Source organism: uncultured Arthrobacter sp. (genome assembly GCF_902805515.1).
In the GTDB taxonomy this organism is placed as follows: domain Bacteria; phylum Actinomycetota; class Actinomycetes; order Actinomycetales; family Micrococcaceae; genus Arthrobacter_D.
In genome coordinates this window covers 26,148-50,289 of sequence record NZ_CADCTE010000046.1, presented here as the reverse complement: position 1 = coordinate 50,289, position 24,142 = coordinate 26,148, and the positions used below count along the sequence as shown (strand labels likewise).

Below are 24,142 nucleotides of genomic sequence, written 5' to 3'. Positions count from 1 at the left end.
GCGCAGCGGCGGTTGCCGTGGTGCCGGCCCTCGTGTCTGCCCTGCTGGTGCGCAGGGCAGGGAGGAAGCACCGGCTGCGCCGCATTGACGCCAATATTGCCCGGGGAGTCATTGAAGCGGTCGTTCGCTACCCCGACGAGGCAGAAATCGCTCCAAACAGCGGTTGGAGGGCGGGGTGCCTCGCCCTCACCGATTCGGGGTTCCTGTTCCAGCAGTTGCGGGGACGGACAAGTGGACCAGTCGGCGCACCGCTGCGGATTCTGTCTCCACGACCGCTTGGGGCACGGCCGCTCCGGCCGCGGGAGGCACCCGAACTCGAACAGGGGTTTCAGGCGTTGGGTTTCATGGTTGGTCAACGCCCTTTCGAAGTGGCCGGTGACCCGCTGTATCTACGCGGTCTCGGCCTCCGTGGCGACGTGGACGCCGACGACTCCCCTCCGTAGAAGCGTGCGTCGTCCCTGCCCGACCGAGGGCGCCGACAAAGCCACCGACCAGGCTCAGCGGTGGAGTGACTCGATGATGTCCACAGCAGCGGCCGGCCCGTCCTCAGCCGCCATGGCGCGTACCGTCCGTTGCACCGCCGGACGGTACTCCTCCGCCTGCCACAGGGCGGCCGCAAGGCGGTCCGAGGTGAGTGCACGCTGTCGAATCGGCGCCGGCCCGAGTCCGCGTTCATGAATCCGTGCTCCCCAGAAGGGCTGGTCTGCAATGAACGGCACGATGACCGACACCGTTCCGGCTGCCAGCGCTGCCTGAACGGTCCCGATCCCACCGTGGTGCACGGCAGCCCCCGCCAGGGGCAGGACCAGGTCATGGGCTACGGAATCGGTCACGAGCACATCCTCACCGAGCACCTCAGGGGGAACGGACAGGCCGCCAAGACCGGTAGCTATAAGGGAACGCACACCGGTCCTGCGGATACCGCCCACCACCTCCCGTGCCCGGGCCACTGGATCCCCGGCAGCCATTGAACCAAACCCGGCATAGACAAAGTCCCCACCTCCAATGAAATCGGCGACGTGGCCGGGGAGGACTCCTGTCGCTTGCGGTCGCCACGGCCCGGTGAGGTGAACAGTGGCCGGCCAGTCCGCAGGGCGCTGCAGGATCGCCGGGCTGATAGGCATCAGCGTCGCCGCCGCCGGCGCAGCGCGGCCGCCTCGGTTACCGACAAGCTTCGCCACCTCGGCCAGATCCCGGCGGAACATGGCCGCGCCCCCGGCAGCCGCCCGGTAGGTGAACCGGTTGAGCGGGCCCAGATTCCGGCTGATGGTTCCCGCGGCGGGAAACGCGCGCGTTGGGGTCAGCACCGGCACCAGCTCCACCCATACGAAGGGAATCCCGAGCGCCTCGGCAGCCAGCGGCGCCGAAAGAATCTTCGGGTGCGCCACCAGCACGTCAGGGGAATACTTTAGGGCCGCTTTCGCCGACTCGATCATGACGCGGCGCATGGCCGGGCGCACCACCGAGCGGTACGAGCGAAGCGCGGCGCCAAGGGAAACGCCTTGATGCTCGATCCACTGGCTGTAATCGACACCCAGACTGGCGACATCGATGCCCGAGGTATCCACACCGGAATTGTCGGGAACTACAAGGCGCACCTCATGCCCTGCCCGCAAGGCCCGACGGGCGAGCACTGCGAAGGGGTCGACGTCGCCCCGCGTCCCCGCCGTCACCAGCAAAATTCTCACTGCGTCCCCTTGAAGATCCTCGACCACCCCTCAGCGGAATGGGTCGACCTACTGCAGCCCGATCCCCCCGGTGACCTAAGCATTCCGCTCCTCATCGCGGGACGGCAAGACCGCGTCCACCGGACTGGTTTCGGGCCTGTAAGGGTCGGTGCGAAGTGATTAGGTGTCCGTACTGGAATGCGGCATTGCCACTGGCTTGGACTCCACGGACCCGCGCTCGCGCAGGTAGACCGAGGCCCCGATCATGAGGGCGATGACCATGAACTCGCTCTGCCAGTTCTGGAAGGATTCGAACCAGAACCGGGACGTTCCGACATATTCGAGCGCCGAGACCGTCTGCTCCCCATGGACGAGCTGTTCCTCGTTGTAGGCCTTGCTTCCCCCGATCGCATGAAAGGCGACCGAGAGCAGGAACAGGAGAAAAAACAGGCTGGACAGAGAATGCTCGTAGATCTTCAAAACCCATCCTCCCCGCCGTACCGGCCACGGCGCGTCCGGCCGCGTGCGGTGCTCACGGGGATCCTCATCCTGGGGCTCCTGCTCCCCCGGCAGCTTCGACTCCGAGGACCCCCGCTGGAACAGATAAGCCGTCAACACGACGTACATCCCCATCTGCAGGAACTCCGACTCCCAGTTCTCGAAGGTTGCCTCCATGAACTCCCCGCGGCCAAGGTATTCGAGCAGGCTCACGGGCGGCTGGCCGTGCGCGAGTTGGTCCTCGTTGTAGGAATAGACGCCGCTGATGACCATGCCGGCGAAAAAGACAACGAACAAAGCGGCGTTGGTCACCAGCAGCCCGTGATCCCTCATCCAGGTTTTCATGACGCTCCTTCTCGCATCCCCCATCCTCGCTACAATTATCAGCCTGCTGATGATCGGTAATAGCGGAATCGTGGGACCGATGCTTCTTGACGCCATACCGGTCAGTGGCTCCCGCCGTGCTGGCACCTTGGGGCAGAGGCAGCCCCCTGAGACGGCTGAGCATTCTGAGCTTTACGATTGCGAAGAACGGGACTAGATTCTTAGGTGCGGTTGAGCAGGAGGCCGTGACACCGATCTTCATGGAGATCTCATGCCAGCCCCTGCACCCGCATTCGCGCCTCGCCCCGACTTCCCGCCCGGCTCAGCCGCCCTCGATAGTGGTGATCAGTCATGAGTGGGCCCGTCTACGACCAGCTGTGCGATGCGCTGGCCCAGGCTGTACGTGATGTCCGCCCGGTTGCCGCGGCGCTGGACACCGAAGCCCTCGCCGTCGAACTGGACCGGCGGATCAGCGCGTACTGGAGCCCGGGCCACGGCATCTCCTGGACCGAGCTTGCCAACACAGCGCGCGATGTGCAGGCCAGCATCCGGCGTGCCGACAGTGCGCCCTAGACGACTGCTCGGTCGCGTGTGGTGAACCAAGCGGAACCAGCGTCGTCCCGTCAACTGCGATGCTGGGCTAGTGATCGAAGTGGGTCGTGGGTGCCGTGGGGGTGATACCGGCGACGACTGCGGCCGCGATGTCATGCATCTTCATGTTCCGGCTGCTTGAGGCACGGCGCAGAAGCGCGATGGCATCCTCTTGGCTGCACCGGTTCTGCCCCATGAGGATTCCCGCAGCGAGATCGATCGTAGTTCGTGATCCCATCGCCGCCTGCAGGTCGAGGTTGGTTTCGGCATGCTTGGCGACCTGCACGGCGAGCTTGAGCGCCCCCGAGGTGCGCTCCACGAAGGCCTCAACAATGGCGATCACCTCCGGCGTGAAGACCCCGGCAGCCTCCGCGTACAGGTTGAGGGCGGCCTGACCGGCTCCATCGAGGTCGAACGGCACGGCCAGGATGGATCGAACGCCATCGTCCGCAACGGTTGCCATGTACTCGGGCCACCGCCGTTCGGTGCTCACCCGCGCGACAAGAACTTTTGACGAGGTGCGGCAGGCCTCCAGGCAGGGCCCGTCGGCATGGGCATATTGGATCTCGTCCAACTGCCGGGTCCTATCACCGTCCGCGGCCACAGTGACCGGCCGTCGAGGCCGGATCAGGGTAAGGCCGCACAGCAGCCGGGTGTGCGGGGGCGAGAGGCGCTCAACGGTGAACCGGGTGAATTCCTCGAGGAAATCGAGCACTCCGTCGGTTGAGAGAATCAATAAATAGAGGTCGTCACCGGCCTCCGGCATAGCCTGTTGTTCCATGTGCGCAGCCTCCCCCTGCGGGTCGTCATCCACTCCAGACCTTACGCCTTTCGATAGCGCCCGGCGGGGAACCTGAAGGAGAATTTCCCCGAGTGCAGAACATTCCTGAATGCGGCGTAGTGCCGGCGGAATTACGCAGGTAGCCGACGGGCAGCGGCCGATGCTCAACGACCGGCGTATCCTTGGGAAGGTCGTTCAGCAGCGGGCGGCACAAACGCCCCAGGGTATCTCGCCTGAATACTGCCTTGAGATCACGGGCGCGACCGTGCCCGGCGCGCCAACAATAGGATTGCCATGACCGCCGACATACCCGCCCTTAATGACCTCGTGACCGCCGACCCCACCCGGCAAGAGATCCCAGCACTCCTGCAGGATCTAGTCCTTGATAGTTCCGACGTCAAGGAATTCCTCAATGATCTGGCGGTGCTGGCGGCCAGCCATCTCGCAGGACCACAGCACGACGTCCTCTGCGGGATTACGCTCTTGCGCCCGCGCAGGACCGGGACCGTTGCCAGCAGCAGTCCCCAGGCACAAAGCATGGATGAGATCCAATATGCCTTCGGCGACGGGCCCTGCCTGACGGCGGCCCGGACGAGCGTGACCGTCTACGTCCAAGACACCGGACGGGACTCTCGATGGCCCGAGTATCACGCCGCCACCGTCGGGCAGGGTATCCGCTCGGTGCTTGCCGTGCCCATCCCGCTGGAGGGGAACGCGGCGTGCGGCCTGAACCTCTACTCCACGGCTCCCGACGCATTCGACGAGGGAGACCGGGAGGCGGCCGCGCTTTTCGCCCGCGACGCCTCGCGGTCCCTCCGTCTGGCCATCCGGATAGCAAATCTCACCGAGACCGGCGAGAACCTCAAGGCTGCGATGGACTCCCGCACCACGATCGATCTTGCCGTTGGCATCATCATGGCCCAGAACAGGTGCAGCCAAGAGGCAGCGATGACTATCCTCAAAGCCGCCTCCAGCGCGCGAAATATCAAGCTGCGTGACGTCGCGGCCGCGGTGGTTGCTTCCACGGGCGGGTCGGCGCCGACGACCCACTTCGACAGCTGAGAGCGCGTACTCGAGCCGGTGCCTCCACTACGCAGGTTCAGGAGGGCATGTCGGGGTGGATGCTGCGGGTTTCGCTGCGTTCCCCCCGGGAGCGAAGCCACCCCGGTGCGTCGACCTTCGGCAGCACCTTCACGATGGCCAGCGCTGCGTACATGACGGTATTGATAGCCACGAAGGTGGCCAGGACGGCGAACAGTTCGGTGTGCAGGATCGATTCGGGGAAGACAACCCCGTTGGGAACGCGCAGTGCACCAATCACAATGCCGCCTCCTGTCCATCGAGTGCGCTGGCATGGGGTACATGTTTCCAGTCCGCGGCACGGCCAAGGGAGATATCGATGATGCCCTTGACGTAGACGACATTGAGGAACATATCGAAGCAGAGTTCGGGCAGGAGCGTCACGGCCAGCAGGCGGGCACGCCACCCGCCCTTCCAGACGGTGCACACCCGTTCGACCATGAACAGGGCGCCAAGGCCCAGCCAGAACGGAAACCAGACCCACTCATCGAGGGAAAGCACCATGAGGAGTCCGAGCAGCAGGTAGGAGCCAAGGGCAATGACCCCGTACCCGATTCCGAGCTGCTGCACCCAGTACCGCAGGGTCTGCGGCGTCACGCCGTAGGCGCCGATGTTTTCAAGGGCCCCGCGCTGCCACCGGAGCCGCTGGGCCCACAGCATGGACCAGTTGGGCATCAGTTCGGTGACAACAGTGCATTGGTGCGGGGAGATGATCAGCGCGCCCAGGGACTTGAGCGCGATCGTCAGCTCATTGTCCTCGGTGAGGGCCGCCGTATCGTAGACGTCCCCGTTGGTGCCGGGGATTGAGATCCCCCGCTGCTCGGCCACAGTTGTCAAGGCGGCAGGACGGAAGAGCGACGCCGTCCCCGTCAGGACAAACACCCGTCCCCGTCGGCGCCGAATCTGCCGGCTGTAGCGGATGTACTCGTTGCGCTGGAACTGGCCCAGCAGTCCGTGTCCCTGCTCACCGTAGAACAGGCCGCCGACCGCCATCAGCGCCCGGTCATCCGTGAAGCGCTGTACGGCCGCCGCGAGGAATCCGTCGTCGATCCGGGTATCGGCGTCCATGACCATGACCACGTCGTTGAGGCCCTGGGACGGGAGGATCCGGGTGAGCACCTGATTCAGGGCACCGGCCTTCTTCCGGGTGTTGTCGACCGACTCGAACACCTCCACCCCGGCACGGCGGGCCAGCGTGACCGTGGCGTCGGTGCAGTTGTCCGCAACTACGATGATCCGCTCCGGGGGGTGCGACTGGGTCCGGAGCGATGCGATCGTGGCCGGCAGCGAGGCCTCCTCGTTGTGCGCCGGGATGAGCACGGTGACGCTGACCGGGCCGGAATAGACACCCCTCGTCGCGGCCATCACGATCCGCGGCGCAAGCGGAGTACTGACCGGGTTGGCCGAACGCCGCGACCGGGTCGCGATCCGGTGTTCCAGCAGCGCCACGCCGGCCGCCAGAAGCACCGCCAGGGCCATGGCGATGGCCAGCACGCGGACCGGAGGCGTGTCCGTGTTGTACAGCACGCGCCACAACCCCAGGATGACGCCGCTGGCCGGACCTTCCACCTGGGACGGCCCACCGACGGCGACGGCTGCCCACAGCGCGGCCGCCGCTCCGGCTGCCAGCACGGCGATGACCAGGCCCACCGTCCGGTGGAAGCGTCCTCTCGCTGCCGGGCCCGAAGCGGTCCCTCGTGAGGACGTCCCCTCCCCCGAGGGCGTGGTGGTGGAATCAGGAGCCGACTGCCGGCGCGGGCGCGGTGCCGGAGTGCGGGGCGGTTGGGTTTTCGTCGTGTCCACGGAGCGTCAGCCGGCAGCCGGCCGGGCGCCAATACGGGCAGGATGAAGCGCCTGAACATTCATGAGATTGAGACCTTTTCGCACGCGCTGCGGACCGCAGCTTCTCGGATTGCCGAGTCCGCCCCACACCCCAGCGGTGCGGCGGGTACTTCCTTCCCGGCCTGCTCACGGTATCGAACTGCATCCCTTTCCGCCACACAGCCACGGCAAAGCGGGCCGCGGCTCTCCGCCGACGAGCGGTTGGCCCTGCCGTCGGGTCCCTCCGCCGGTGTGCCGGAGGCGGTCTGGGATGCACCCGGCCGGCCGCGGAGCCGCGCCCTCCCACGACCGGGCAGAATTGGAGAAACCGACCTATCGTGCACACCCCGCGGTTCCCGTGGGTGGTTGTGCGGCCGAAAGGAGAACGCCGTGACCCGCTGGCAACTCACCACCCCGGAAACCGTCGGTCAGGCGGTCGCCGCGCTCGCCGAGGAGCGCAGGAAACTGATCGCCGAAGGAGTGCCGGGAGACCTGTTCCTGACCGGCGGGAGCAGCCTGGCGGGCCTTCTCACCAAGGGGGATATCGACCTTCACCTCCGGGTCACGGCAGAGGACTTCCCGGTGGCGCGCTCCCGGCTTCCGGGCCTCTTCGCTGCGGCCCGGACGGAGATCTGGACCTCCTGGTTCGCCGTCTTTGAGAGGGCCTCCACACCTCCGGTCGGTGTGGCGGTCACCGTTGTCGGTTCCGAACACGACCTGAGGTTCGTCCGGTCCTGGGAACGGATGGCACGGAGTGCCGCGGCACGGGAGCAGTACAACCACCTAAAGCGGACCAGCACGGACGTCGAAGCGGACAAGTCGCGGTTTTTCGACAGCCTCACGGCCGCGGCCCTGTAGTCACGCCGCCCGCGGTGTCATGGCCAGGTGCGGGCCAGGGCACGAAACGTCTCCTCGTCGCTGTGGACCGGAATGACGCACAGCAGGTGGCCGCCGGGGGCACGGAGGGTGTGGCACCCCTGCCAGCTCGACACCTCCATGGCGCCCAGGGCGGTCAGCCGGGCCACCTCCGCCTGGACGTCATCCGTCTCGATGTCCACGTGGTAGCGGGCCACGTCCTCGACCGACTGAACGGCGACGACCAGGTTCGGCACACAGTCCTGCAGGGTTCGGAACTGCGGTTCCCCGGGCGGACTCTGGGCCGGCACCCCAAGCGCGCTCGACCAGAAGCTGGTGCTCGCCTCGGCCTGGTCGGACGGGGTGTCGATCAGGATCGTGGACAGGCGGCTGCGGTGCATGGGGGCTCCTCGTTGTCGGCTGCGCGGTCCAACGCCGTCGAACAGGCAACGACGTCCGTGCCGATGACCGTGGAACCGCTTCCGGGGGCGTCACGATGACTTCCCCATCTTCGCGCGGGATGGGCTCCGGGCCAACCCCGGGGTGCCGTGTCGGGGAGCGGGCGGGTCCGGGGCGGAACGCGGTGAACGGCCATTCCGGCCATTCTCCGTGTTCCGCGCCGGCGCCTGGCTGTCTCAGCCTTCGGGAAGCAATGCGAAGGCCTTCTTGGTGTTGCGGTACCACCCCATCCCTTTGACGGGATTCCTCCACCGGCCCTTCATCGCTTCGTGGGCCTCCTGGTGGGTGGAGTCGCCGGACTTCACGGCGTCGCGGAGGTGCCGGTCCTGGGCCTGGATGACGTCGTCGGCGGTGTCTCCGCTCAGCGCCAGATCACAGGGGCCGCCGAGTTGCTTGCAGGTCATGGTTTTCATCGCGGGTTCCTTCTTCTGTCGGTTCGATCCGGGACCGCATCGCGGGTCCTATCTCTATGACGGATGCCGCGCCGCAGATGTGACCACCGGGCACTGAAAGTTCGGGCAGCCTGCGGATTACCTGCGCGCAGCGGCCTTACGCCGCGTCAGGGCTGCCAGCACGTCCGGCTGCGCGCGGAAGGTGATCGCCTGCACAACCCCGTTCGCGATGGTGAAGTCGAACACCACGCGGGCCTGGCCGCGGTGGAACCAGGCCGCGCCGGGACGATCTCCAAGGAAGACCGGCAGGGCGGCCTTGGCCGCGCCGTCGAACATCGCGGCGACCTCATCCCGGCCCTCGAGCCGGTGGGGAGTACCAGCCGCTATGGCCTCCGCATCGGCGGTGACCAGGACGTCGGGTGCCAGGAGGTGGACAAGGCGTGCGAAGTTGCCGCCCCTGGCGGCGGACAGGAAGGCATCGACCACTTCCCAGTCGGCCGGCGTCCCCTGCGGCGCCGCCGCCGACACCTTCGACCGCGCCCGTGAGGCGAGCTTGCGGGAGGCCATCGAGGAGACGTCGAGGACGGACGCGATGGTATGGAAGTCCACGCTGAAGGTGTCGTGCAGCACGAACGCCACCCGCTCCGCGGGCGACAAGCGCTCGAGGACGACCTGCAGCGCGACTCCGACCGAATCGGCCAGCGCCACCCGTTCGGCCGGGTCCGGCGCAAACTGCGCTTCGTGCAGCTCCATCGGTTCGGTGGGCTCGGGAACCTTGGCGCGGAGACGGTCCAGGCACAGCCGTGTCGTCACGACGGTGAGCCAGGCGGGCACGCTGGCGATCTCGGCCCCCGTGCCGTCGAACCGCAGCCAGGCCTGCTGGACGATGTCCTCAGCCTCGGCTCGATCATCAAGCAGACCGGCAGCGATGCGGACGAGCCGGGGGCGCTCCGCCTCGAACTGCTCAATCGGGTCCATGAGGTTCACCCTATGCGGGTCCGAGGCGGAGGGAAACGACGGAAGCCAGCCGTTCAGCGGCCCTTTTGCGCGGCCGACGCAACAACCGCGGTGGCCACTTCACGGAGTTTGGTATTCCGGATACTCGATGCCTTCATCAGAATATCGATCGCGGTCTCATGGCTGCACCGGTTCTGGGCCATGACGATCCCGGCGGCGAGGTTGATGGTGGTGCGCGACCGCATGGCCACCCGGAGGTTCTGGGCCGTATCCGTCAGGGCCGCGATGCGAACGGCGAGCCGCAGGGCCCGGGAGGCCTGCCGGGCGAAAGATTCCGCGGCTTGGCGCGCCTTCGCGTCAAAGCCGTCAGGGAAGGCGGAGTACAGGTTCAAGCTGGCAGCAGCCTCCCCGTCGAGGGGAATGGGCACCCCGAGCACCGAGCCGATCCCGCTGCCGGCGGTGGCTTTCCGGTACCCGGGCCAACGGGTCTCCCTTCCGAGATCCCCGGCGTAGACGGTCTGCTGGGTTCTGGCCGCTTCGAGGCAAGGCCCCTCACCCGCTCGGTACTGGAACTCATCCATCCGGGCGGCACGCGGGCTGCTGCCGGCGACCGTCCCGGCCTTCCGCGGGCGAATCAGCGTGGTGCTGCATTCGAGCTCCGTGCCCGGTGGAGAAAGCCGTGCCGCGGCCAGCACCGAGAGATCGGTGAGAAATTCCGACACATCCGTGCTCTCCAGAACGACGGCGTCGAGGAGCGCGGAGAACCCCCGCTCCGGTTCAATCGCCGCTTTGGGGTTCGCCATCAGGACTCCTCCGGTTGCTAAGCAAAACCGTGCGTCATGGGCCTTGAGGCGCAGCGGGGACGACCACGCCCACTGCTAAGCGACACGACCAACCATACGCCGCACCGCGCCCGTTTGGGGATCGGCGCCGTGGGTTTCAACCGGCGCGGGGCGAAGCCGGGGTCGGCGTCGAACGGCCCGCGTTTCACGGTGCCGGCACCAGCACCCCCGCAAGGGTTCCGCGGCAGCGGCGGCTTTGTAGACTGTGGCCATGACGGCCCCGCAGATCTACCTCAGCTTCCCCGGCACCGCGCGTGAAGCGTTGGGCTTCTACGCCGACGTATTCGGCGGCACGCTCTCCCTTCACACCTTCGAGGACTTCGGCCGGACCGATGGACCTGCGGACGCGATCGCGCACGGAGTGCTCAGCGGCGCGGTCGATCTGGCCGGGTCCGATGCGGCAGCCGGTGAGAAGAGTGTCCGGTTTGAAGGCGTGATGCTCTCCCTGCTGGGCACTGCTGAACCGGACACGCTTCACGGGTGGTTCGACCGGCTCGCGGACGACGGCGAGGTCATCGACCCGCTTTCGCCGAAGCCGTGGGGCGCCTCCGATGGCCAGGTCGTCGACCGTCACGGGGTCCACTGGTTGATCGGGTACGAACCCGGGCAGTAAGGGTCTGGACCGGGCCGGGTCGTACCCGGCGGCCGGCCCGTCGATCTCCCTCAGCTGTCCCCCCCAGTGGGCGGGCACCTTCAGGTCGGCCGGGAGGCGGGTGGCCCGGCTGCCTCCAGTTGGGACTGGGTCAGGTCAGGTACAGGGCCTGGGAGAGATCCGCGCCGTCGAGGCGGGCGTCGCGCAGGTCGGTTCCAAGCAGGTCGACGCCGGAGAAATCGCTGAACCTCAGGTCCGCCGCGATCAGATACGCACCGCGGAGGTCCGCCCCGCACAGCCGCCTCGACCTCAGATTCCTGCCGATCAGGTCCGCGCCGGGCACCAGCGCGGCGTCGAGATGCTCGCGGCCCGCTGCGGAGTAGGACTCCCGCACTCCCTCACTGATCTCCATCAGGACCGCCCGCACACTGGCATGCACTTCCTCGACATGCAATCCCAGAAGTTGCCGCACCCCGCCGCCCATGGCCGCCTCGATTGTCCTCCTGAGCAGGCCCGCCCGCTGCCGGGCCTCCGGGTCGAAGGTCCGGCCCTGTGCCTCCACCAGATGCCAGAGCATCTCGTGAAGCTGCCGCGCGGTGTTGAACGCGGCGAACATGTCCCGCCGCGAGTCCGGGTCCGCAGCCCAGCTGATTCCTCCAAACAGTCGCTGGGAGACCTGCTGGCCCGCCCCGAAGCAGTCAAAGACGGTGCAGCCGCGGAAGCCACGCGGACGAAGGGCCCCATGGATCGTGCAGGAGAAGTCGGACGCGAGGTTCCGGCAGGGCGTTCCAGCCGGCTTGTCGACGGCGAAGTCCGCGGACCGCGAGAAGCCAAGGGCGGTGCAGCAGAGGGCGAAGCAATTTGTGCAGTCCGGACGCAGGGAGCGCCGGTCAAGGGAAGGCGGGGTGTCCGTGATGGAAGAGGTTGGTGCTGGGCGCATGAGATTCTCCAGGGGTGATGTCGGTGAGGGGCCGGAGGCTCGGGGAGCTCCTTGCGGAGCTGCCTCCCGGGACACACAGATTCACCGCCCCTCCATGGAGCGGCAAGCAATCGCTTGAACTCTGGCTCACAGAGAAAATTGGAGTATCACTGCCGTCAAAATACACCGACAAAAAGGCGGACGCCATGGAGAATTTGCCTATGGAGGCGGGAAATCCAATGGTCGATCCGATGCACTTTGACCGGTGGGCCGGGGCGTATGAGAGATTCCGCCCGCCCTATCCGGATGCACTGTGGGAGCGGCTGCGCGACCTTGGCCTGATGATGCCGGGCAAGCGCGCGGTCGAACTGGGCGCCGGCTCCGGGCAGGCGACGGCAGCCCTGGTCGAGGCCGGGCTCAGCGTGACGGCCGTCGAACCCGGCCCGAACCTCGCCGGGAGGCTGCGCGCACGCCTGCCGCAGGTCACCGTGCTGACCGGCACGGCCGAAGAGGCCGAGCTGCCGGAGGCCGGCTTCGATCTGGCCGTGGCGGCCACCTCCGTGCACTGGCTGAATCTCGAAATCGTCCTGCCGAAGCTGCACCGCGCCCTGGTACCCGGCAGCAGTTTCGCCGTGTGGCGCACGGCCTTCGGTGATCCGACCGTCAGGACGCGCTTCCGCGAGCGGACCGGGCAGATTGTCGGAAGACGGCGCGCGGCTCCGGCGAGGCCCGGCCCCGACGAACTGGATACCGCGGGATGGGTGAGGGAGCTGACCGCGGGCGGACTGTTCGCCGAAGTCTCAACGGATACCTTTCGGTGGAGCATCGTGCTCGGCGCCGATGAGGTCCACGGCCTCTTCAGCACCTTCAGCAACTGGAGCGCGGCGGAGGTCGAGGAGGCCACCCAGGCCGTGCGCGACCTAGGAGGCAGCGTCACCGAGCACTACGTCACGCCGCTGATTGTGGTGGAACGCGCAGCCTTCCCGTAGCGCAGCGGGGGCGCGTCCGCAGGCGGGGCGCAGTTTTCTCGTTCCACAGAACCGACCGACTAGTCGGTCGGTTCTGTGCTAAAGTTCCTGCATGAGCAATCGGGAACGCATCCTGCAGACGGCACGGCGGCTCGCCATCGAAGCCGGTTCCGTCCCCTCCCTTGACGCCGTGGCCGCGGCATCGGGGGTCTCCAAGGGCGGACTCATGCATCACTTCCGCTCAAGGGCCGCGCTCCTTGACGGCATCGCCGCCCAGGCCATCGAGGCGATGGACGAGGCACTGGCCGCCGCGGCCGAGGGCGGGAACGTGACCGAGACGTGGCTGCGCCTGTCCATGTCGCGCGAGGACGCCGACCTGTACCGGGCCCTGCTGGTGTCCTTCACCGACTCCGGCTCGACGACGGAGGCCCTGCTTCGACGGTCGGCGGAGGCTACCGAGCGGTGGGAACGCCTGATCGCCGACGAGGTGGGCGACCCGGTGGCGGCAGCCGTCATCCGGCTCCTGGGGGACGGCATGGTCATGAACTCGGTGACCGGCGACCGGCTGCCGCCGCTAGAATCGGTGCTCGAGTGGTTGAAGCCGAGGGCTGGCCGGGAGTGAGCGGGGGGCTGCTGGCCGCCATCGCCGGGCTCGCCGTCGCGGATTCCTTCAATCCCGTCACAATCGTGGCGATCACACTGATCCTCCTGACGGTGCGCACGCGGCCGCTGGCCTCGGCCATCACCTTCGTCCTGGGCGCCATGAGCACCGTTGCCGTGCTGGGAGCCGCGATCTTCCTCGGCGCCGATGCGGCAGCGGGCGCGGTCGGAGACGGCCTCATCTGGCTGCGGCGGATTGTCTTCCTCGTCGCCGCGGCCGCCCTCCTCACGGCCGGCATTCGGCGGTTGAAGGACCGCCCTCGGAAGGGCGTCAATCTGCCGTCCTGGTTCGGCGTCGGGACCGCCTTCCCTCTCGGGGTGCTGATGACCGGCGCTGACCTCCCCAACGCCTTCCCCTACTTCATCGCCATAGAGCGCCTGATCGACGCCGACACCGGATTGGCCGCGGGCCTGCTGGTTCTCGCCGGATACGCCATTGTGTACTGCGTCCCCTGCCTGATCCTCCTGGCGCTCGGCATGGCTCACGGCGGCAAGGTCCGGGCCCGCCTTCAGTCCGTCTACGACCGCTTTTCCACGGGCACCCTCAAGCGGTCGATCCCCGCGGCCCTTGCACTCATCCTCCTCGCCGCCGGAGTCCTCGCCATCGCGCTGTGGCCCTGAGCCTCACCGCACCCCGGTGAGGCCGAGCCGGCCCCCCTTCCAGGTGCGGCGCAGCCACCGGTCGTGGGAGGCGACGACGACGGCGCCCGGGTAGTCCGGGATCGCCGCCTCCAGCTGGGTGGCCAGGAAAAGTGAGAGATGGTTGGTGGGTTCGTCGAGCAGCAGCACGTCGGGCGGGTCGGCGAGCAGCACGGCCAGCGCGAGCCGGCGCTGCTGACCGACGCTGAGCGCCGCAACCGGCCGGTCTTCATCCCGCGGTGCAATGAGGCCGAAGGCCCGGAGGGGAACCTGTGCGGCGCGCGCCTCCCCCACAAGGTCCTCGTAGGCCCGCCGCGTCGTGCGTCCGTGCCCCCGCCTGCGGAGGTCGGGCAGGTCGACGTCCTGGGCCAGGAGGCCGGTCCGCAGGGACGGTGCCGCGGTGACGGTTCCGGTGGTGGGCAGGAGCGCTCCGGCGAGCAGGAGCAGCAGCGTGGATTTGCCCGATCCATTGGGCCCCGTGATCAGCACCTTCTCCCCCGCGCTGAGGGTCAGCGAGGTGGTACCGAGGCGGCCGGTGACGGCGGCGCCCGCAGCCGTAAGGACCGGCCCGGTGTGCTGCAGGCCCGGTCCCGAACCCCTGCCGGCGGTGAGCCCCTGGAAGCGAAGTTCCCTGGGCGGCTTGCGGATCTGCCGCTCCTCAAGGACCTCGAGGCGGGCCCTCGCGTCGTTGACCCGGCGGGACACCGTCTTGGCGTTCCGGTCGGAGTAGAACTTGGCCGAACTGCGGGCCTCGGACCGCGGCGACCAGTCCTCATGTCCCACGACGTAGTTGGACGGGGCCGCGGCCCGCAGCCGCGAGAGCTGCGCCTGTTCGTCGCGGTACTGGCGGGCCCATCGCTCCCGGGCATCGAGGCGGGCGTGGAGATACTCGGTGTACGTGCCCGTAAACCGCACCACGCCGATGGCCGCTCCATCGCCGTCCCCGACCAGGGGCCCGGCCACCGCATGGGGCAGCGGCGCGGGGTCAAGGTCGAGAAGCGACGTCACCACCTCGTCAAGGAACGCCCGGTCGTGGCTGGCGATAAGTACCGGTCCCGGCCACGACACCAGCAGACTGCGTAGGTAGCCGGCGGCGTCGTCGTCGAGGTGGTTCGTCGGCTCGTCCAGCAGGAGCACGTCGGGCCTGCTCAGCAGCAGCCAGGCCAGGGACAGGCGTGAGCGCTGCCCCCCGGAGAGCTGCCCGGTTTTCCGGTGGGACGGCAGGCCCGCGAGGCCAAGCCCCGCCACCGTGGCCGCGATGCGGGCATCCACATCCCAGGCACCGATCCGCTCCGCGGCCGCCAGGGCCTCCGCATAGCCGGTGGCCGTCGCCGCATCATCCGGGCGCCGTGCAAGAGCCAGCCCCGCGGCGGTGACCGCGTCGGCGGCCGCGCGGACGGGAGCCACGGCGGATTCCAGCGCTTCGGCGATCGATGCTGCCGGCCCGAAGGGAGGCTCCTGGTGCAGCAGCCCGATGCGGGGCCGGTCGACACCGGGAAGCGTCACCGACACCGTTCCCCGATCGGGCGCCAGCAGGCCGGCGAGGATGCGCAGCAGGGTGCTCTTGCCCGATCCGTTGTCCCCGATGACACCGGTCCGGCCCGCCGAAATGGTAAAGGAGACATCGGTGAGCACGCGCCGGGCGCCGAACGAAATTGAGATGCCCTCAACCCCGAGATGCGCAGCGGCACGGCCGGGACGGGAAAAGAAAGAAGTGGTCATGGGGATCCTCGACGTCGGTCGACCTCCCACCGGGCACCGGCCGCGGACTCAGGAGAAGAACGAGGATCACAGGAACATGGACCAACTATAGGCACACGGGGATCACCGGGCGCAAGGGCGGGGCACCGCCGGCGCCAATGCGGCTCCGCCATGGCCCAGCCGGGCCGACCTGTTGTTGGACTACCGTAGAAGGCATGCCTCTTGCCCTTGTCACCGGAGCCGCCCGCAGCAACAGCATCGCCGCAGGGATCGTGCCCCGGCTGAAATCCGACGGGTGGGAGGTAGCCACCAGCGACCTGGACACCACTGACTACCCCTGCGACCTGTCCCGACCGACCGGCCCCGACGAACTCTTCGCCGCCGTCACGCGGGACCGCGGGCCGGTCAGCACGCTCATCCTGAGCCACGCCCACGATGTGGAAACGGGGATCCTGGACACCACCCCGGAGAGCTTCGATCTTCACACCGCGGTCAATGCCCGCGCCAGCCTGCTGCTGATCGCCGCCTTCGCCCGGCAGGCACCACCCAGCGGCGGGGCCATCATCGCGTTCACGAGCGACCACACCACCGGCAATCTGCCCTACGGCGCCTCCAAGGGAGCCCTTGACCGCATCGTCATCTCCGCGGCCCGCGAGTTCGGCCCGCGCGGGATCTCCGCCAATGTCGTCAGCCCGGGCCCGATCGACACCGGCTGGATGAATGAGGACCTGCGCAACACCCTCACGCCCCACCACCCCCTGGGCCGCCTCGGCACGCCCGCCGACATCGCCGGCGTCGTCTCGTTCCTTGTCTCCCCGGAGGGGCGCTGGATCACCGGGCAGCTTCTCTTTGCCGACGGAGGTTTCTCGGCCCGCTTCTGACCGGGCCGGACGTCAACACGGTCCAGCCAGGACCCGCCGCTGCTGCATAGACTGCGGGCATGGATGACTCCGCTTTCCTTGGGTCGGTCGTGGACACCCTTGCCTCCCTGCCCGGGGTGCAGGCGGTGGCCTTGGGCGGCTCACGCGCAGAGGGAACGCACACCGGTTCCAGCGACTGGGATCTCGGCCTCTACTACCGCGGCCGCTTCGACCCCGAGGACCTGCGCAACGTCGGATGGCCGGGCGAGGTGTCGGACATCGGAGGGTGGGGCGGTGGCGTCTTCAATGGAGGCGCCTGGCTGACCATCGAGGGGAGGCGGGTCGACGTGCACTACCGGGACCTGGTGTCCGTCGAGCACGAAATGTCCGAGGCCGAACACGGCAGGTTTCGGGTGGAGCCCCTTTTGTTCCACCTCGCAGGCATCCCCTCCTACCTGGTCGTCGGGGAGCTGAGCGTGAACCGGGTGCTGCACGGAGAGCTTCCACGGCCCATCTACCCCGACAGGCTGCGGGTGGCCGCGTCCGAGGCCTGGTGGGCTTCCGCCAGCCACCTCTTCAACTACGCCGGAAATGCCCATGCAAGGGCCGGCCGCTTCGCACTGTGCCTCGGATTGACCGCACAGGCCGCCGCCCACGCCGCACACGCCGTCCTTGCCGCCCGGGGTCAGTGGCCCTCAAACGAGAAAACGCTCCTGACCCGGGCCGGAATCGCCTCCATCGACGGCATCTTCAACAGCACCGGTCCGGCCCCCGGGGCCCTCGTCCGTACCGTGCAGGCGACGCGAAGCCTCTGTGCGGCAGCACTGGAAGCCGCCCGGACCGCCTAGCTCACGCTCCGCCCGCCCCGGTCGAAAACGTGGGGAAGCCAGTGAGCGGGACAGGACGAAGCGGACGACGTCGTGGACCGACGTCGTGACGACCGCCTTCAGAGGTGCCGTAGATACCGCTGCGGAGCGGAGAGGAACTGCTGCCAGTTGATCACGAGGTCCAGCTCGTCCCACTCCCGGCGGCGATAGCCCCACTCCCCCAGTTCCAGAATCCGTGCGCCCGGCAGCGCGGCGAGCAGCGGTGAGTGGGTTGACATGACCACCTGGGACCTGCCCGTGGCGACCTTGTCCTTGAGCATGCCCAACAACGCCAGGCATCCCGAGAACGACAGCGCCGATTCCGGTTCGTCCAGGATCCACAGTCCGGGACCCTTGAAACGGTCCCCAACAAGCTGCAGGAAGGATTCCCCGTGGGACATCTCGTGGAAGGTGAGGTCGGGCCGGTACAGGCTTGGGTTCGCCTCGAGGTAGCTGTAGAAACCATGCATGGTCTCGGCGCGCAGGAAGTACCCGCGCCGGGCCGCACCTGCATTGCGGATCAGCTGCAGATGCTCGGCGAGCGCGGATTCCGATGCGCGGGTGCTGTGCCGGGCACCGGTTGATCCTCCCTCGGCGGAGAGTCCGTACGCCAGGGCGAGCGCTTCAATGATCGTGGACTTCCCTGAGCCGTTCTCCCCCACCAGCACGGTGGCCGGTGCGAGGTCCAGTCCGTCGTCGAGCAACTGGCGGACCGGGGCGAGAGTCGCCGGCCAGACGCTTCGGTCCAACCTGTTAAGCTCGTGCTCACTCACTGCTCGGAGCGGGTACTGCTTGAGTCTCATGCGCCAGTGTGACACGGCCAGGGCCGTCGCAGACCCGGCACGGGACTCCCCGCACGACCCTGACCATTCGGACACGGCGATGCCGGACGCGGAACCGCCACCGGAATTTCCGCCGTCGGGTTGTGGCCCTGACGGTCGCCCCTGCGCGCCACCCGCCCCGCCTTGCGCACGGGAGTCACGGGCGACAGAATCGAACGTATGTACGACTCCGCGCCGAGCGACCGCCACTGCGTGCTGCCCGGCGGGGACGGGCGCCCCTGCGCCAGGCCCGCAGGCGACTCCCCGTTTCCGCTCTGCCCCGCCCACCTGGCCGCCGTGCTGGACTGGGCGGATACCGAGATGGGCCGCACCGACGTCCTGCCCGGGCCCTGCCTGGCCTGCGGGTCGCGGATCGGCGTAAAGTACCCCTCCGGATGGGTCTGCGCGGCCTGCGAATGGCGCGTCGGGGACGCCCCCGATGGGGACCTGCCGCCCCCACGGGTCGACGTCGTCTACTACATCCGCTTCCAAGACCGGATCAAGATCGGCACGACGGCGAACCCGCGCCAACGGCTCGCCCGGCTCTGGCATGACGAGGTGCTGGCCTTCGAGCGGGGCGACCGGCTCGTCGAGCACCGCCGCCACGAACAGTTTGCGCGCTGGCGCCTGAACCGCTCCGAGTGGTTCGAGCCGGCACCGGCACTCGAGGAACACATCCGCACGCTGGCCGCGGGCGTCGACGACCCCTGGGCGCGCTATGCCCGCTGGGTGGGAGAGGCGGCCGCCCTGCGGGGGTGAGTCCGCCCAGGCCCGGGTCAAAGCCGCCCGCCGGGGCCCGGCCGCCGTAGAGCCTCACACACCGGAGGGTGCAGCCGAAGCCGCACCTAGTCAGCTGCGGCGGTCCGGGACGACAGGGCGGCATCAATCAGGACCTCGGCCGCCGCCCGTGCCTGCAGTGCTGCGTCGGTGCTGCCCGCGATGGCGGCGGTCGTCTGCGCTCCCTCCGCCAGGATGGACAGCTGCGGCGCCAACTGCGCGGGCGCGCCTGCTTCCTGTGCGAGCCGGGCGACATATCGCTGGAACGCTTCCTTATGTTCCCTGGCGTAGGCCGCGACCTCGGGGAAATTCGGCGTAAAGCTTTTTGAGCGACACGCCTGCAGCCGTCTGGAGTTCGTCCATGCCGACACGCGAGCGGTCATAAAACGTAAAATTCGACCGATCGTTTGCTTGCCGAATTGTCGATGAGACGATGCAAACGCCATGAGAGGAGGACCCCTCTCTCACATCAAAAGAAGGAAATAGCACATGGGCTTTATCAAAGTCGGCACCGAGAACAGCACTGACATCGAGCTCTACTACGAGGACCATGGGACGGGACAGCCCGTCGTGCTGATCCACGGCTATCCCCTCGACGGCGGCTCGTGGGAGAAGCAGTCAGCCGCCCTCCTGAACGCCGGGTACCGGGTCATCACCTATGACCGCCGCGGGTTCGGCAAGTCGAGCAAGCCCACCACGGGATACGACTACGACACCTTCGCCGCCGACCTCAATACCGTCCTTGAAACCCTTGACCTGAACGGCGTGGTCCTGGTCGGCTTTTCGATGGGCACCGGCGAGGTGGGCCGCTACATCGGCACCTACGGGGAGGCCCGGGTCGCTAAGGCCGCGTTCCTCGCATCCCTGGAGCCATTCCTGCTCCAGACCGACGACAACCCCACCGGCGTTCCCTCCACCGTGTTCGACGGCATCCGCACCGCCGCCATCGAGGACCGGTACGCCTGGTTCACGAACTTCTACAACGACTTCTTCAACACGGACAACTTCCTCGGCAACCGCCTGAGCGAGGAAGCCCTGCGCAGCGCCTGGAACGTGGCCTCCGGCGCGTCCTGGTACGCCTCCTTCGCCGTCGTCGACTCGTGGCTCACCGACTTCCGCTCGGACATCGAAAAGGTCACCGTTCCGGCCCTGATCGTCCACGGCACCGACGACCGCATCCTCCCGATCGACGCCACCGCCCGGGAGTTCACCAAGCGCCTCCCCTCCGCGGAGTACGTCGAGATCGAGGACGCGCCGCACGGCATGCTCTGGACGCACGGAGCCGAGATCAACGAGGTCCTGCTGCGCTTCCTGGCCAGCTAGCGGGGACCGCTGACACGGGGCGCCGGCTTTCGGGCCGGCGCCCTGCGCACGTACTCTCCGAAATCCACGCGGTCCCCTATGCTCCTCGTATGTCCAAGGGAATTGGGGTCCGTGCTGCGCGCGTCGAGGACGTCCAGGCGATGGCGCGGGTCCATGTTGAGTCGTGGCAGGAGACCTACCGCGGCCTCGTGCCCGATGCGGTACTCGATGATCCTGGTTTCCCTGCAGCCCGGGAACGCCAGTGGCTGAACGCCCTCACCGAGCCGCGGTGGGCCACCAACCGCGTCGCCGTCGCCGAGCACCGCGGGCCGCTCGTCGGCCTCGCGATGGCCGGGCCCTCGGATGAGGAGCCGGATCTCATGCACCTCTACGTGCTGTATCTCCTCGCGGAACACCACGGCTCCGGGACAGGAACCGACCTGCTCCACGCCGTGATCGACCCGGACAAAGGGACGACGCTGTGGGTCGCCGAGCGGAACCCGCGGGCCCAGGCGTTCTACCGAAAACACGGCTTCGAACTCGACGGCGGCAGCAAGATCGAGGGAGGAGTCCTTGATCTGCGCATGGTCCGGCTCCCCGGACCGCTCTCCCGCACTTGAAGCTCACCCTCCTGGCCGCCCTGCCGGGAAACGGCCAGGGGCCCGCGACCCGTACCGTACTGCCGGTGACGGCCGGCACGCCACCGGAGCCTGCGAGCGCAGCAGGCGGGCCACAAGGGCTTCAACGGTGCGAAGCCGCTCGATCGAGCACACGCTCGACCGTGTGGCGGTAGGCGCCGAAGGCCGCTTCCTGCCGGTGGTTGAGCGCGTCAGTGACGATGCGGAAGAGCAATGCGCGAAGAAGGTATTGGGGAAACGCCTGCCCCGGCGACATCGACTCCAACAGCGACAGGGACGCGCCCTCGAAGCACACGGCATCGACGGCAATAATCGCAACCGCATAATCCACAGGCCGGTAGTAGAGGGTCGGATCGATCACTGCCGGCACCCCGCCCGGGTGCTCCAGGATATTGCCGGTCAGATCACCGTGGATGATGCAGGGCACGCCGTCGACCGGTCGTCGGGCGGCAACGAGCTCGGGCACATACGGGATCTCCTGCCCACCGAGCGCCGAAGTCTCCTCCCACGCGAAGCGGTCCGCCTCGGCCCATGCGTGGTTCCTCTCATCCAGGAACGGTGGACGGGGCTCACCGGTGAAGAGGCCGGAGAAGGCGAGCGCCACAGAGGCTTTCTCAAGCCACCTGCCGCTCGTGTACTCGCCCGGGAGGTAGCCGTAGGCCACCCACTCTTCCTCACTCAGGTTCCCCGCGGTGCTTCGTACCGGCAGGGACAGCCGGAGCGGCCCGCCGTGGCTGAGTTCCCGTGCTCTCGTGTCCAGCCACTCGAGTTCCTGAGGGAGCAGGTCCCGGGGCTTGAGGACGAGGCCGTCAGCCAGCCAGGCGGAGCCCTTCCCCCCTTCCAGCTTCTTCAGGGGCCCGGCGATCCCGAAGGCATCAAGGACCGGTTGCGGAGGCATCATTCTCCGATCCTAGTGATGGCCCGGGATGGACGCCCGCAGCCTCCTACCCGCCTGCACGCTCCAGCTTCTGCAGAAGCATCTTCAAAGTTTCCTGCTCGGCCTCATTCAGCCCCTCGGCAACCGGGGAATTGTCCATGAGCCGGGTCCACAGGCTGCGGTGGAGCGCCCGGCCGTCGTCGGTCAGGGACAGCACCTTCACCCGCCGGTCCCCCGGTGACGGGAGCCGTTCGAGCAGGCCGCGGGCTTCCAGCCGGTCCGAGACGCCCGTCATGTTGGAGGCATCGCACGACAACCGCACGGCGAGTTCGCCCATGGGTGCGGGGCCGGCTGTCAGCTCGCGCAGCACCTGGGCCTGTGTCGGGGTGAGGTCAAATTCGTCGGCGCGGCGGGCATAGTGCTGCCGCATCCGTTCGCCAAGGCGGATCACGAGTTGAACGAGTTCGAAGGTCGATTCCTGGCGCGATGGCATGAAGGCACGGTACTTGTTGGAATAGATAGTTGACTACTTCAACTGTGGTGGGAAACTAGGACTATTCGGCGTTGAATCGATCCTGCGGAGGACCCAAGTGGCACATGTGCAGATCATCCTCGGTTCCACCCGGGAGGGCAGGGTCGGCGAGAAGGTGGCCCGATGGTTCATGGACCATGCGCGGGCCCGGACCGACTTCACGACTGAGTTCCTCGACCTCGCCGACTGGCCGCTGCCGTTCTTCAACGCGCCGGTACCTCCCGCGTTCGGTCCGTCACCGGACCCTGCGGCGCGGGCGTGGGGCACAAAGATCGCCCAGGCCGACGGGTACATCCTGGTAACTCCGGAGTACAACCACGGCTACCCCGCCGTGCTGAAAAACGCCCTGGACCACCTGTACCACGAGTGGAACGGCAAGCCGGTGGGCTTCGTCGGGTACGGGGGCCCGGGCGGCGGCATCCGTGCGGTCGAGCAGCTCCGGCAGGTCGTCGTCGAACTGGGCATGGTGCCACTCCGCGAGCAGGTCATCCTGGCGAAGGCCTATGCGGCGTTCGACGAGACCGGCGGGCTCGTCGACCGGAGGGCACCGGACCGCCAGGCGTCGGCCGTGCTCGACGAGATCTCCCGGGCCACCACCCGCCTGCGCCTGCAGCCGGCCTGAGCCCCGGCCGTCCGCACCATCCGCGGCAGCCAGCCCGTCTGGGTTTCGCCCGCCGCGGCTCCACTCCGGCAGGCGGGAGTGCTACCCCTCCGCCTCCCCTTCATCACCCGGCGCATCCGGGGCCGGAGCCGCGGTGCTCCGCCAGATGACCACGTTCCCCTTCGAGTGGTGGAGCACCGCGTGGACCGTCGAGCCGAGGCGCGTACCGAGACCACCCATTCCCTTGGCCCCGAGGACGAGGCAGAAGGCATCGCTGGTCAGCTTAAGCAGGCTTCCGGGCACCGACCGGCTCATCAGCGGTACCTCTTTAACGGTGAGTTCGGGCTCCGTTGCGTGCGCCAGTTCGACGGCCCGACGCAGGATCGACTCATCCTGCGGCGCCGGCTGCGTGCGCCGGCGCAGCAGCGAGGCCGGAAGGTCCTGCCCCACATGGACCACCTCCAGCACCGCACCCTGCTGGACGGCGATGCGGCAGGCCAGCACCAGGGCCCCAAGACTTTCCTCGGAACCGTCAACGGCGGCAACGACGGGTGCACCCTCTGCAGGGGTCTGGCGGATCACGGCCACGGGGCAGTGGGCTCCGGCGGCCAGGTGCAGGCTCACCGAACCCACCAGTTGACCGAGGAATCCGCCAAGCCCACGGCTGCCGGAGACCACCATGGAGGCGTTGCGGGACAGGGTCGTCATCACGGCGGCGGGATACCCGGTCACCAGACGGGTGTCGACCCCCAGACCGGGGGCGGTCTCCACCGCGATCTCCCGACCCTCCTCCAGAGCGGCCTCCGCGGCATGGCGCAGACCGCTGCCCTCCACACCCCGGACAGGGCCGAGGTTGTGGGTGAACAGCGGCCAGATCCAGCAGTGCACCACGGTCAGCGGCAGCGAGGTGCTCTGGGCGTACCGCGCGGCCCACCGGACGGCCGTGCCGGCCTCGTCGGATCCGTCGTAGCCCACGAGGACCGGGAGCGCGGGGCCGTTCATGCCGCCACCGCCGCGGCGGGCCCCGGCCGGCCCGCCCTAGGACATCCTGCGCGGGCCTTCCCGCCTGCCTTCCCTTCCATGGTTCCTCCTGCACCCTGGTCGCCGCGCCAAGCATCGAAC

Annotated in this window: 30 protein-coding genes; 14 read left to right on the top strand and 16 right to left on the bottom strand. The window is 68.0% G+C overall.

What is annotated here, in order from left to right; all coding sequences use genetic code 11:
• Positions 1–443 (top strand): hypothetical protein (locus QZX79_RS03985; protein WP_294564983.1); only part of this gene is annotated, 443 nt, incomplete at its 5' end.
• 54 nt (positions 444–497) lie between these two features.
• Here QZX79_RS03985 and QZX79_RS03980 read toward each other — a convergent pair.
• Positions 498–1,688: a glycosyltransferase gene (locus QZX79_RS03980; protein WP_294564980.1), complete on the bottom strand. Its 1,191-nt coding sequence runs from the start codon at positions 1,686–1,688 to the stop codon at positions 498–500.
• Between the two features lie 159 nt (positions 1,689–1,847).
• Complete coding sequence (locus tag QZX79_RS03975; RefSeq protein ID WP_294564978.1) at positions 1,848–2,510, bottom strand: DUF6766 family protein; 663 nt, start codon at positions 2,508–2,510, stop codon at positions 1,848–1,850.
• 330 nt (positions 2,511–2,840) lie between these two features.
• Here QZX79_RS03975 and QZX79_RS03970 point away from each other — a divergent pair, with 330 nt between their 5' ends.
• Positions 2,841–3,062, top strand: coding sequence for a hypothetical protein (locus QZX79_RS03970; RefSeq protein WP_294564976.1), 222 nt, complete (start codon positions 2,841–2,843; stop codon positions 3,060–3,062).
• Positions 3,063–3,129: 67 nt separating this feature from the next.
• On the opposite strand, the gene QZX79_RS03965 is transcribed toward QZX79_RS03970, so the two are convergent.
• Entirely contained in the window at positions 3,130–3,861 is a 732-nt protein-coding gene (locus tag QZX79_RS03965; protein ID WP_294564973.1) for a GAF and ANTAR domain-containing protein, read from the bottom strand.
• 294 nt (positions 3,862–4,155) lie between these two features.
• On the opposite strand from QZX79_RS03965, the gene QZX79_RS03960 reads away from it, so the two are divergent.
• Positions 4,156–4,923, top strand: a complete 768-nt coding sequence (locus tag QZX79_RS03960) for a GAF and ANTAR domain-containing protein (RefSeq protein ID WP_294564970.1) — start codon at positions 4,156–4,158, stop codon at positions 4,921–4,923.
• A gap of 37 nt (positions 4,924–4,960) precedes the next feature.
• On the opposite strand, the gene QZX79_RS03955 is transcribed toward QZX79_RS03960, so the two are convergent.
• Together QZX79_RS03955 and QZX79_RS03950 are read right to left on the bottom strand one after the other, a co-directional pair.
• Positions 4,961–5,182 (bottom strand): hypothetical protein, encoded by a 222-nt coding sequence (locus QZX79_RS03955; protein ID WP_294564968.1) that lies wholly within the window; start codon positions 5,180–5,182, stop codon positions 4,961–4,963.
• Entirely contained in the window at positions 5,179–6,591 is a 1,413-nt protein-coding gene (locus QZX79_RS03950) for a glycosyltransferase (protein WP_294564965.1), read from the bottom strand. Before QZX79_RS03950 ends, QZX79_RS03955 begins: the two co-directional genes overlap by 4 nt.
• 561 nt (positions 6,592–7,152) lie before the next feature.
• On the opposite strand from QZX79_RS03950, the gene QZX79_RS03945 reads away from it, so the two are divergent.
• Positions 7,153–7,620 (top strand): hypothetical protein, encoded by a 468-nt coding sequence (locus QZX79_RS03945; RefSeq protein WP_294564962.1) that lies wholly within the window; start codon positions 7,153–7,155, stop codon positions 7,618–7,620.
• A 17-nt stretch (positions 7,621–7,637) separates the two neighbouring features.
• On the opposite strand, the gene QZX79_RS03940 is transcribed toward QZX79_RS03945, so the two are convergent.
• From QZX79_RS03940 to QZX79_RS03925, 4 genes are all read right to left on the bottom strand, one after another.
• Positions 7,638–8,018, bottom strand: a complete 381-nt coding sequence (locus tag QZX79_RS03940; RefSeq protein ID WP_294564959.1) for a VOC family protein — start codon at positions 8,016–8,018, stop codon at positions 7,638–7,640.
• Between the two features lie 234 nt (positions 8,019–8,252).
• Positions 8,253–8,489 carry a hypothetical protein gene (locus QZX79_RS03935; RefSeq protein ID WP_294564956.1) on the bottom strand — a complete coding sequence of 79 codons (237 nt, stop codon included), beginning with the start codon at positions 8,487–8,489 and terminating at the stop codon, positions 8,253–8,255.
• Positions 8,490–8,606: 117 nt separating this feature from the next.
• Positions 8,607–9,446 carry a sigma-70 family RNA polymerase sigma factor gene (locus tag QZX79_RS03930; RefSeq protein WP_294564953.1) on the bottom strand — a complete coding sequence of 280 codons (840 nt, stop codon included), beginning with the start codon at positions 9,444–9,446 and terminating at the stop codon, positions 8,607–8,609.
• A 53-nt stretch (positions 9,447–9,499) separates the two neighbouring features.
• The gene (locus QZX79_RS03925) at positions 9,500–10,228 is read right to left on the bottom strand and encodes a GAF and ANTAR domain-containing protein (protein WP_294564950.1); all 729 of its coding nucleotides are present in this window, start codon (positions 10,226–10,228) and stop codon (positions 9,500–9,502) included.
• Between the two features lie 250 nt (positions 10,229–10,478).
• Between QZX79_RS03925 and QZX79_RS03920 the strand changes: the two genes are divergently transcribed.
• The gene (locus QZX79_RS03920) at positions 10,479–10,880 is read left to right on the top strand and encodes a VOC family protein (RefSeq protein WP_294564947.1); all 402 of its coding nucleotides are present in this window, start codon (positions 10,479–10,481) and stop codon (positions 10,878–10,880) included.
• A 130-nt stretch (positions 10,881–11,010) separates the two neighbouring features.
• Here the strand turns inward: QZX79_RS03920 and QZX79_RS03915 are convergent, their stop codons facing one another.
• Positions 11,011–11,799 carry a pentapeptide repeat-containing protein gene (locus tag QZX79_RS03915; protein WP_294564944.1) on the bottom strand — a complete coding sequence of 263 codons (789 nt, stop codon included), beginning with the start codon at positions 11,797–11,799 and terminating at the stop codon, positions 11,011–11,013.
• A gap of 185 nt (positions 11,800–11,984) precedes the next feature.
• On the opposite strand from QZX79_RS03915, the gene QZX79_RS03910 reads away from it, so the two are divergent.
• The 3 genes from QZX79_RS03910 to QZX79_RS03900 all read left to right on the top strand — a co-directional run bounded on the left by QZX79_RS03910 (position 11,985) and on the right by QZX79_RS03900 (position 14,027).
• Positions 11,985–12,767, top strand: coding sequence for a trans-aconitate 2-methyltransferase (locus QZX79_RS03910; protein WP_294564941.1), 783 nt, complete (start codon positions 11,985–11,987; stop codon positions 12,765–12,767).
• Between the two features lie 91 nt (positions 12,768–12,858).
• Positions 12,859–13,368: a TetR/AcrR family transcriptional regulator gene (locus tag QZX79_RS03905; protein WP_294564938.1), complete on the top strand. Its 510-nt coding sequence runs from the start codon at positions 12,859–12,861 to the stop codon at positions 13,366–13,368.
• Positions 13,338–14,027 carry a GAP family protein gene (locus QZX79_RS03900; protein ID WP_294564935.1) on the top strand — a complete coding sequence of 230 codons (690 nt, stop codon included), beginning with the start codon at positions 13,338–13,340 and terminating at the stop codon, positions 14,025–14,027. The genes QZX79_RS03905 and QZX79_RS03900 overlap by 31 nt, the downstream gene beginning before the upstream one ends.
• 3 nt (positions 14,028–14,030) lie before the next feature.
• On the opposite strand, the gene QZX79_RS03895 is transcribed toward QZX79_RS03900, so the two are convergent.
• Complete coding sequence (locus QZX79_RS03895; RefSeq protein ID WP_294564932.1) at positions 14,031–15,767, bottom strand: ABC-F family ATP-binding cassette domain-containing protein; 1,737 nt, start codon at positions 15,765–15,767, stop codon at positions 14,031–14,033.
• Between the two features lie 194 nt (positions 15,768–15,961).
• Between QZX79_RS03895 and QZX79_RS03890 the strand changes: the two genes are divergently transcribed.
• Together QZX79_RS03890 and QZX79_RS03885 are read left to right on the top strand one after the other, a co-directional pair.
• The gene (locus QZX79_RS03890; RefSeq protein ID WP_294564930.1) at positions 15,962–16,627 is read left to right on the top strand and encodes an SDR family oxidoreductase; all 666 of its coding nucleotides are present in this window, start codon (positions 15,962–15,964) and stop codon (positions 16,625–16,627) included.
• 59 nt (positions 16,628–16,686) lie between these two features.
• Positions 16,687–17,454 (top strand): nucleotidyltransferase domain-containing protein, encoded by a 768-nt coding sequence (locus QZX79_RS03885; protein ID WP_294564928.1) that lies wholly within the window; start codon positions 16,687–16,689, stop codon positions 17,452–17,454.
• A gap of 98 nt (positions 17,455–17,552) precedes the next feature.
• On the opposite strand, the gene QZX79_RS03880 is transcribed toward QZX79_RS03885, so the two are convergent.
• Positions 17,553–18,275 (bottom strand): AAA family ATPase, encoded by a 723-nt coding sequence (locus QZX79_RS03880; protein ID WP_294564991.1) that lies wholly within the window; start codon positions 18,273–18,275, stop codon positions 17,553–17,555.
• Positions 18,276–18,473: 198 nt separating this feature from the next.
• Between QZX79_RS03880 and QZX79_RS03875 the strand changes: the two genes are divergently transcribed.
• Positions 18,474–19,052: a GIY-YIG nuclease family protein gene (locus tag QZX79_RS03875; protein WP_294564925.1), complete on the top strand. Its 579-nt coding sequence runs from the start codon at positions 18,474–18,476 to the stop codon at positions 19,050–19,052.
• Positions 19,053–19,138: 86 nt separating this feature from the next.
• Here QZX79_RS03875 and QZX79_RS03870 read toward each other — a convergent pair whose 3' ends face one another.
• Positions 19,139–19,516, bottom strand: a complete 378-nt coding sequence (locus QZX79_RS03870) for a hypothetical protein (protein WP_294564923.1) — start codon at positions 19,514–19,516, stop codon at positions 19,139–19,141.
• Positions 19,517–19,559: 43 nt separating this feature from the next.
• On the opposite strand from QZX79_RS03870, the gene QZX79_RS03865 reads away from it, so the two are divergent.
• Together QZX79_RS03865 and QZX79_RS03860 are read left to right on the top strand one after the other, a co-directional pair.
• Complete coding sequence (locus QZX79_RS03865) at positions 19,560–20,393, top strand: alpha/beta fold hydrolase (RefSeq protein ID WP_294564920.1); 834 nt, start codon at positions 19,560–19,562, stop codon at positions 20,391–20,393.
• 89 nt (positions 20,394–20,482) lie between these two features.
• On the top strand, positions 20,483–20,992 hold the full coding sequence (locus tag QZX79_RS03860) for a GNAT family N-acetyltransferase (protein ID WP_294564915.1): 510 nt from the start codon (positions 20,483–20,485) through the stop codon (positions 20,990–20,992).
• 121 nt (positions 20,993–21,113) lie between these two features.
• Here QZX79_RS03860 and QZX79_RS03855 read toward each other — a convergent pair whose 3' ends face one another.
• Positions 21,114–21,911 carry a TIGR02569 family protein gene (locus tag QZX79_RS03855; protein WP_294564912.1) on the bottom strand — a complete coding sequence of 266 codons (798 nt, stop codon included), beginning with the start codon at positions 21,909–21,911 and terminating at the stop codon, positions 21,114–21,116.
• Positions 21,912–21,954: 43 nt separating this feature from the next.
• Positions 21,955–22,380: a MarR family winged helix-turn-helix transcriptional regulator gene (locus QZX79_RS03850; protein ID WP_294564910.1), complete on the bottom strand. Its 426-nt coding sequence runs from the start codon at positions 22,378–22,380 to the stop codon at positions 21,955–21,957.
• Between the two features lie 97 nt (positions 22,381–22,477).
• Between QZX79_RS03850 and QZX79_RS03845 the strand changes: the two genes are divergently transcribed.
• The gene (locus tag QZX79_RS03845) at positions 22,478–23,041 is read left to right on the top strand and encodes an NADPH-dependent FMN reductase (protein WP_294564906.1); all 564 of its coding nucleotides are present in this window, start codon (positions 22,478–22,480) and stop codon (positions 23,039–23,041) included.
• Positions 23,042–23,122: 81 nt separating this feature from the next.
• On the opposite strand, the gene QZX79_RS03840 is transcribed toward QZX79_RS03845, so the two are convergent.
• Positions 23,123–24,022, bottom strand: coding sequence for a universal stress protein (locus QZX79_RS03840; protein WP_294564903.1), 900 nt, complete (start codon positions 24,020–24,022; stop codon positions 23,123–23,125).
• Between the last annotated feature and the right edge of the window lie 120 nt (positions 24,023–24,142).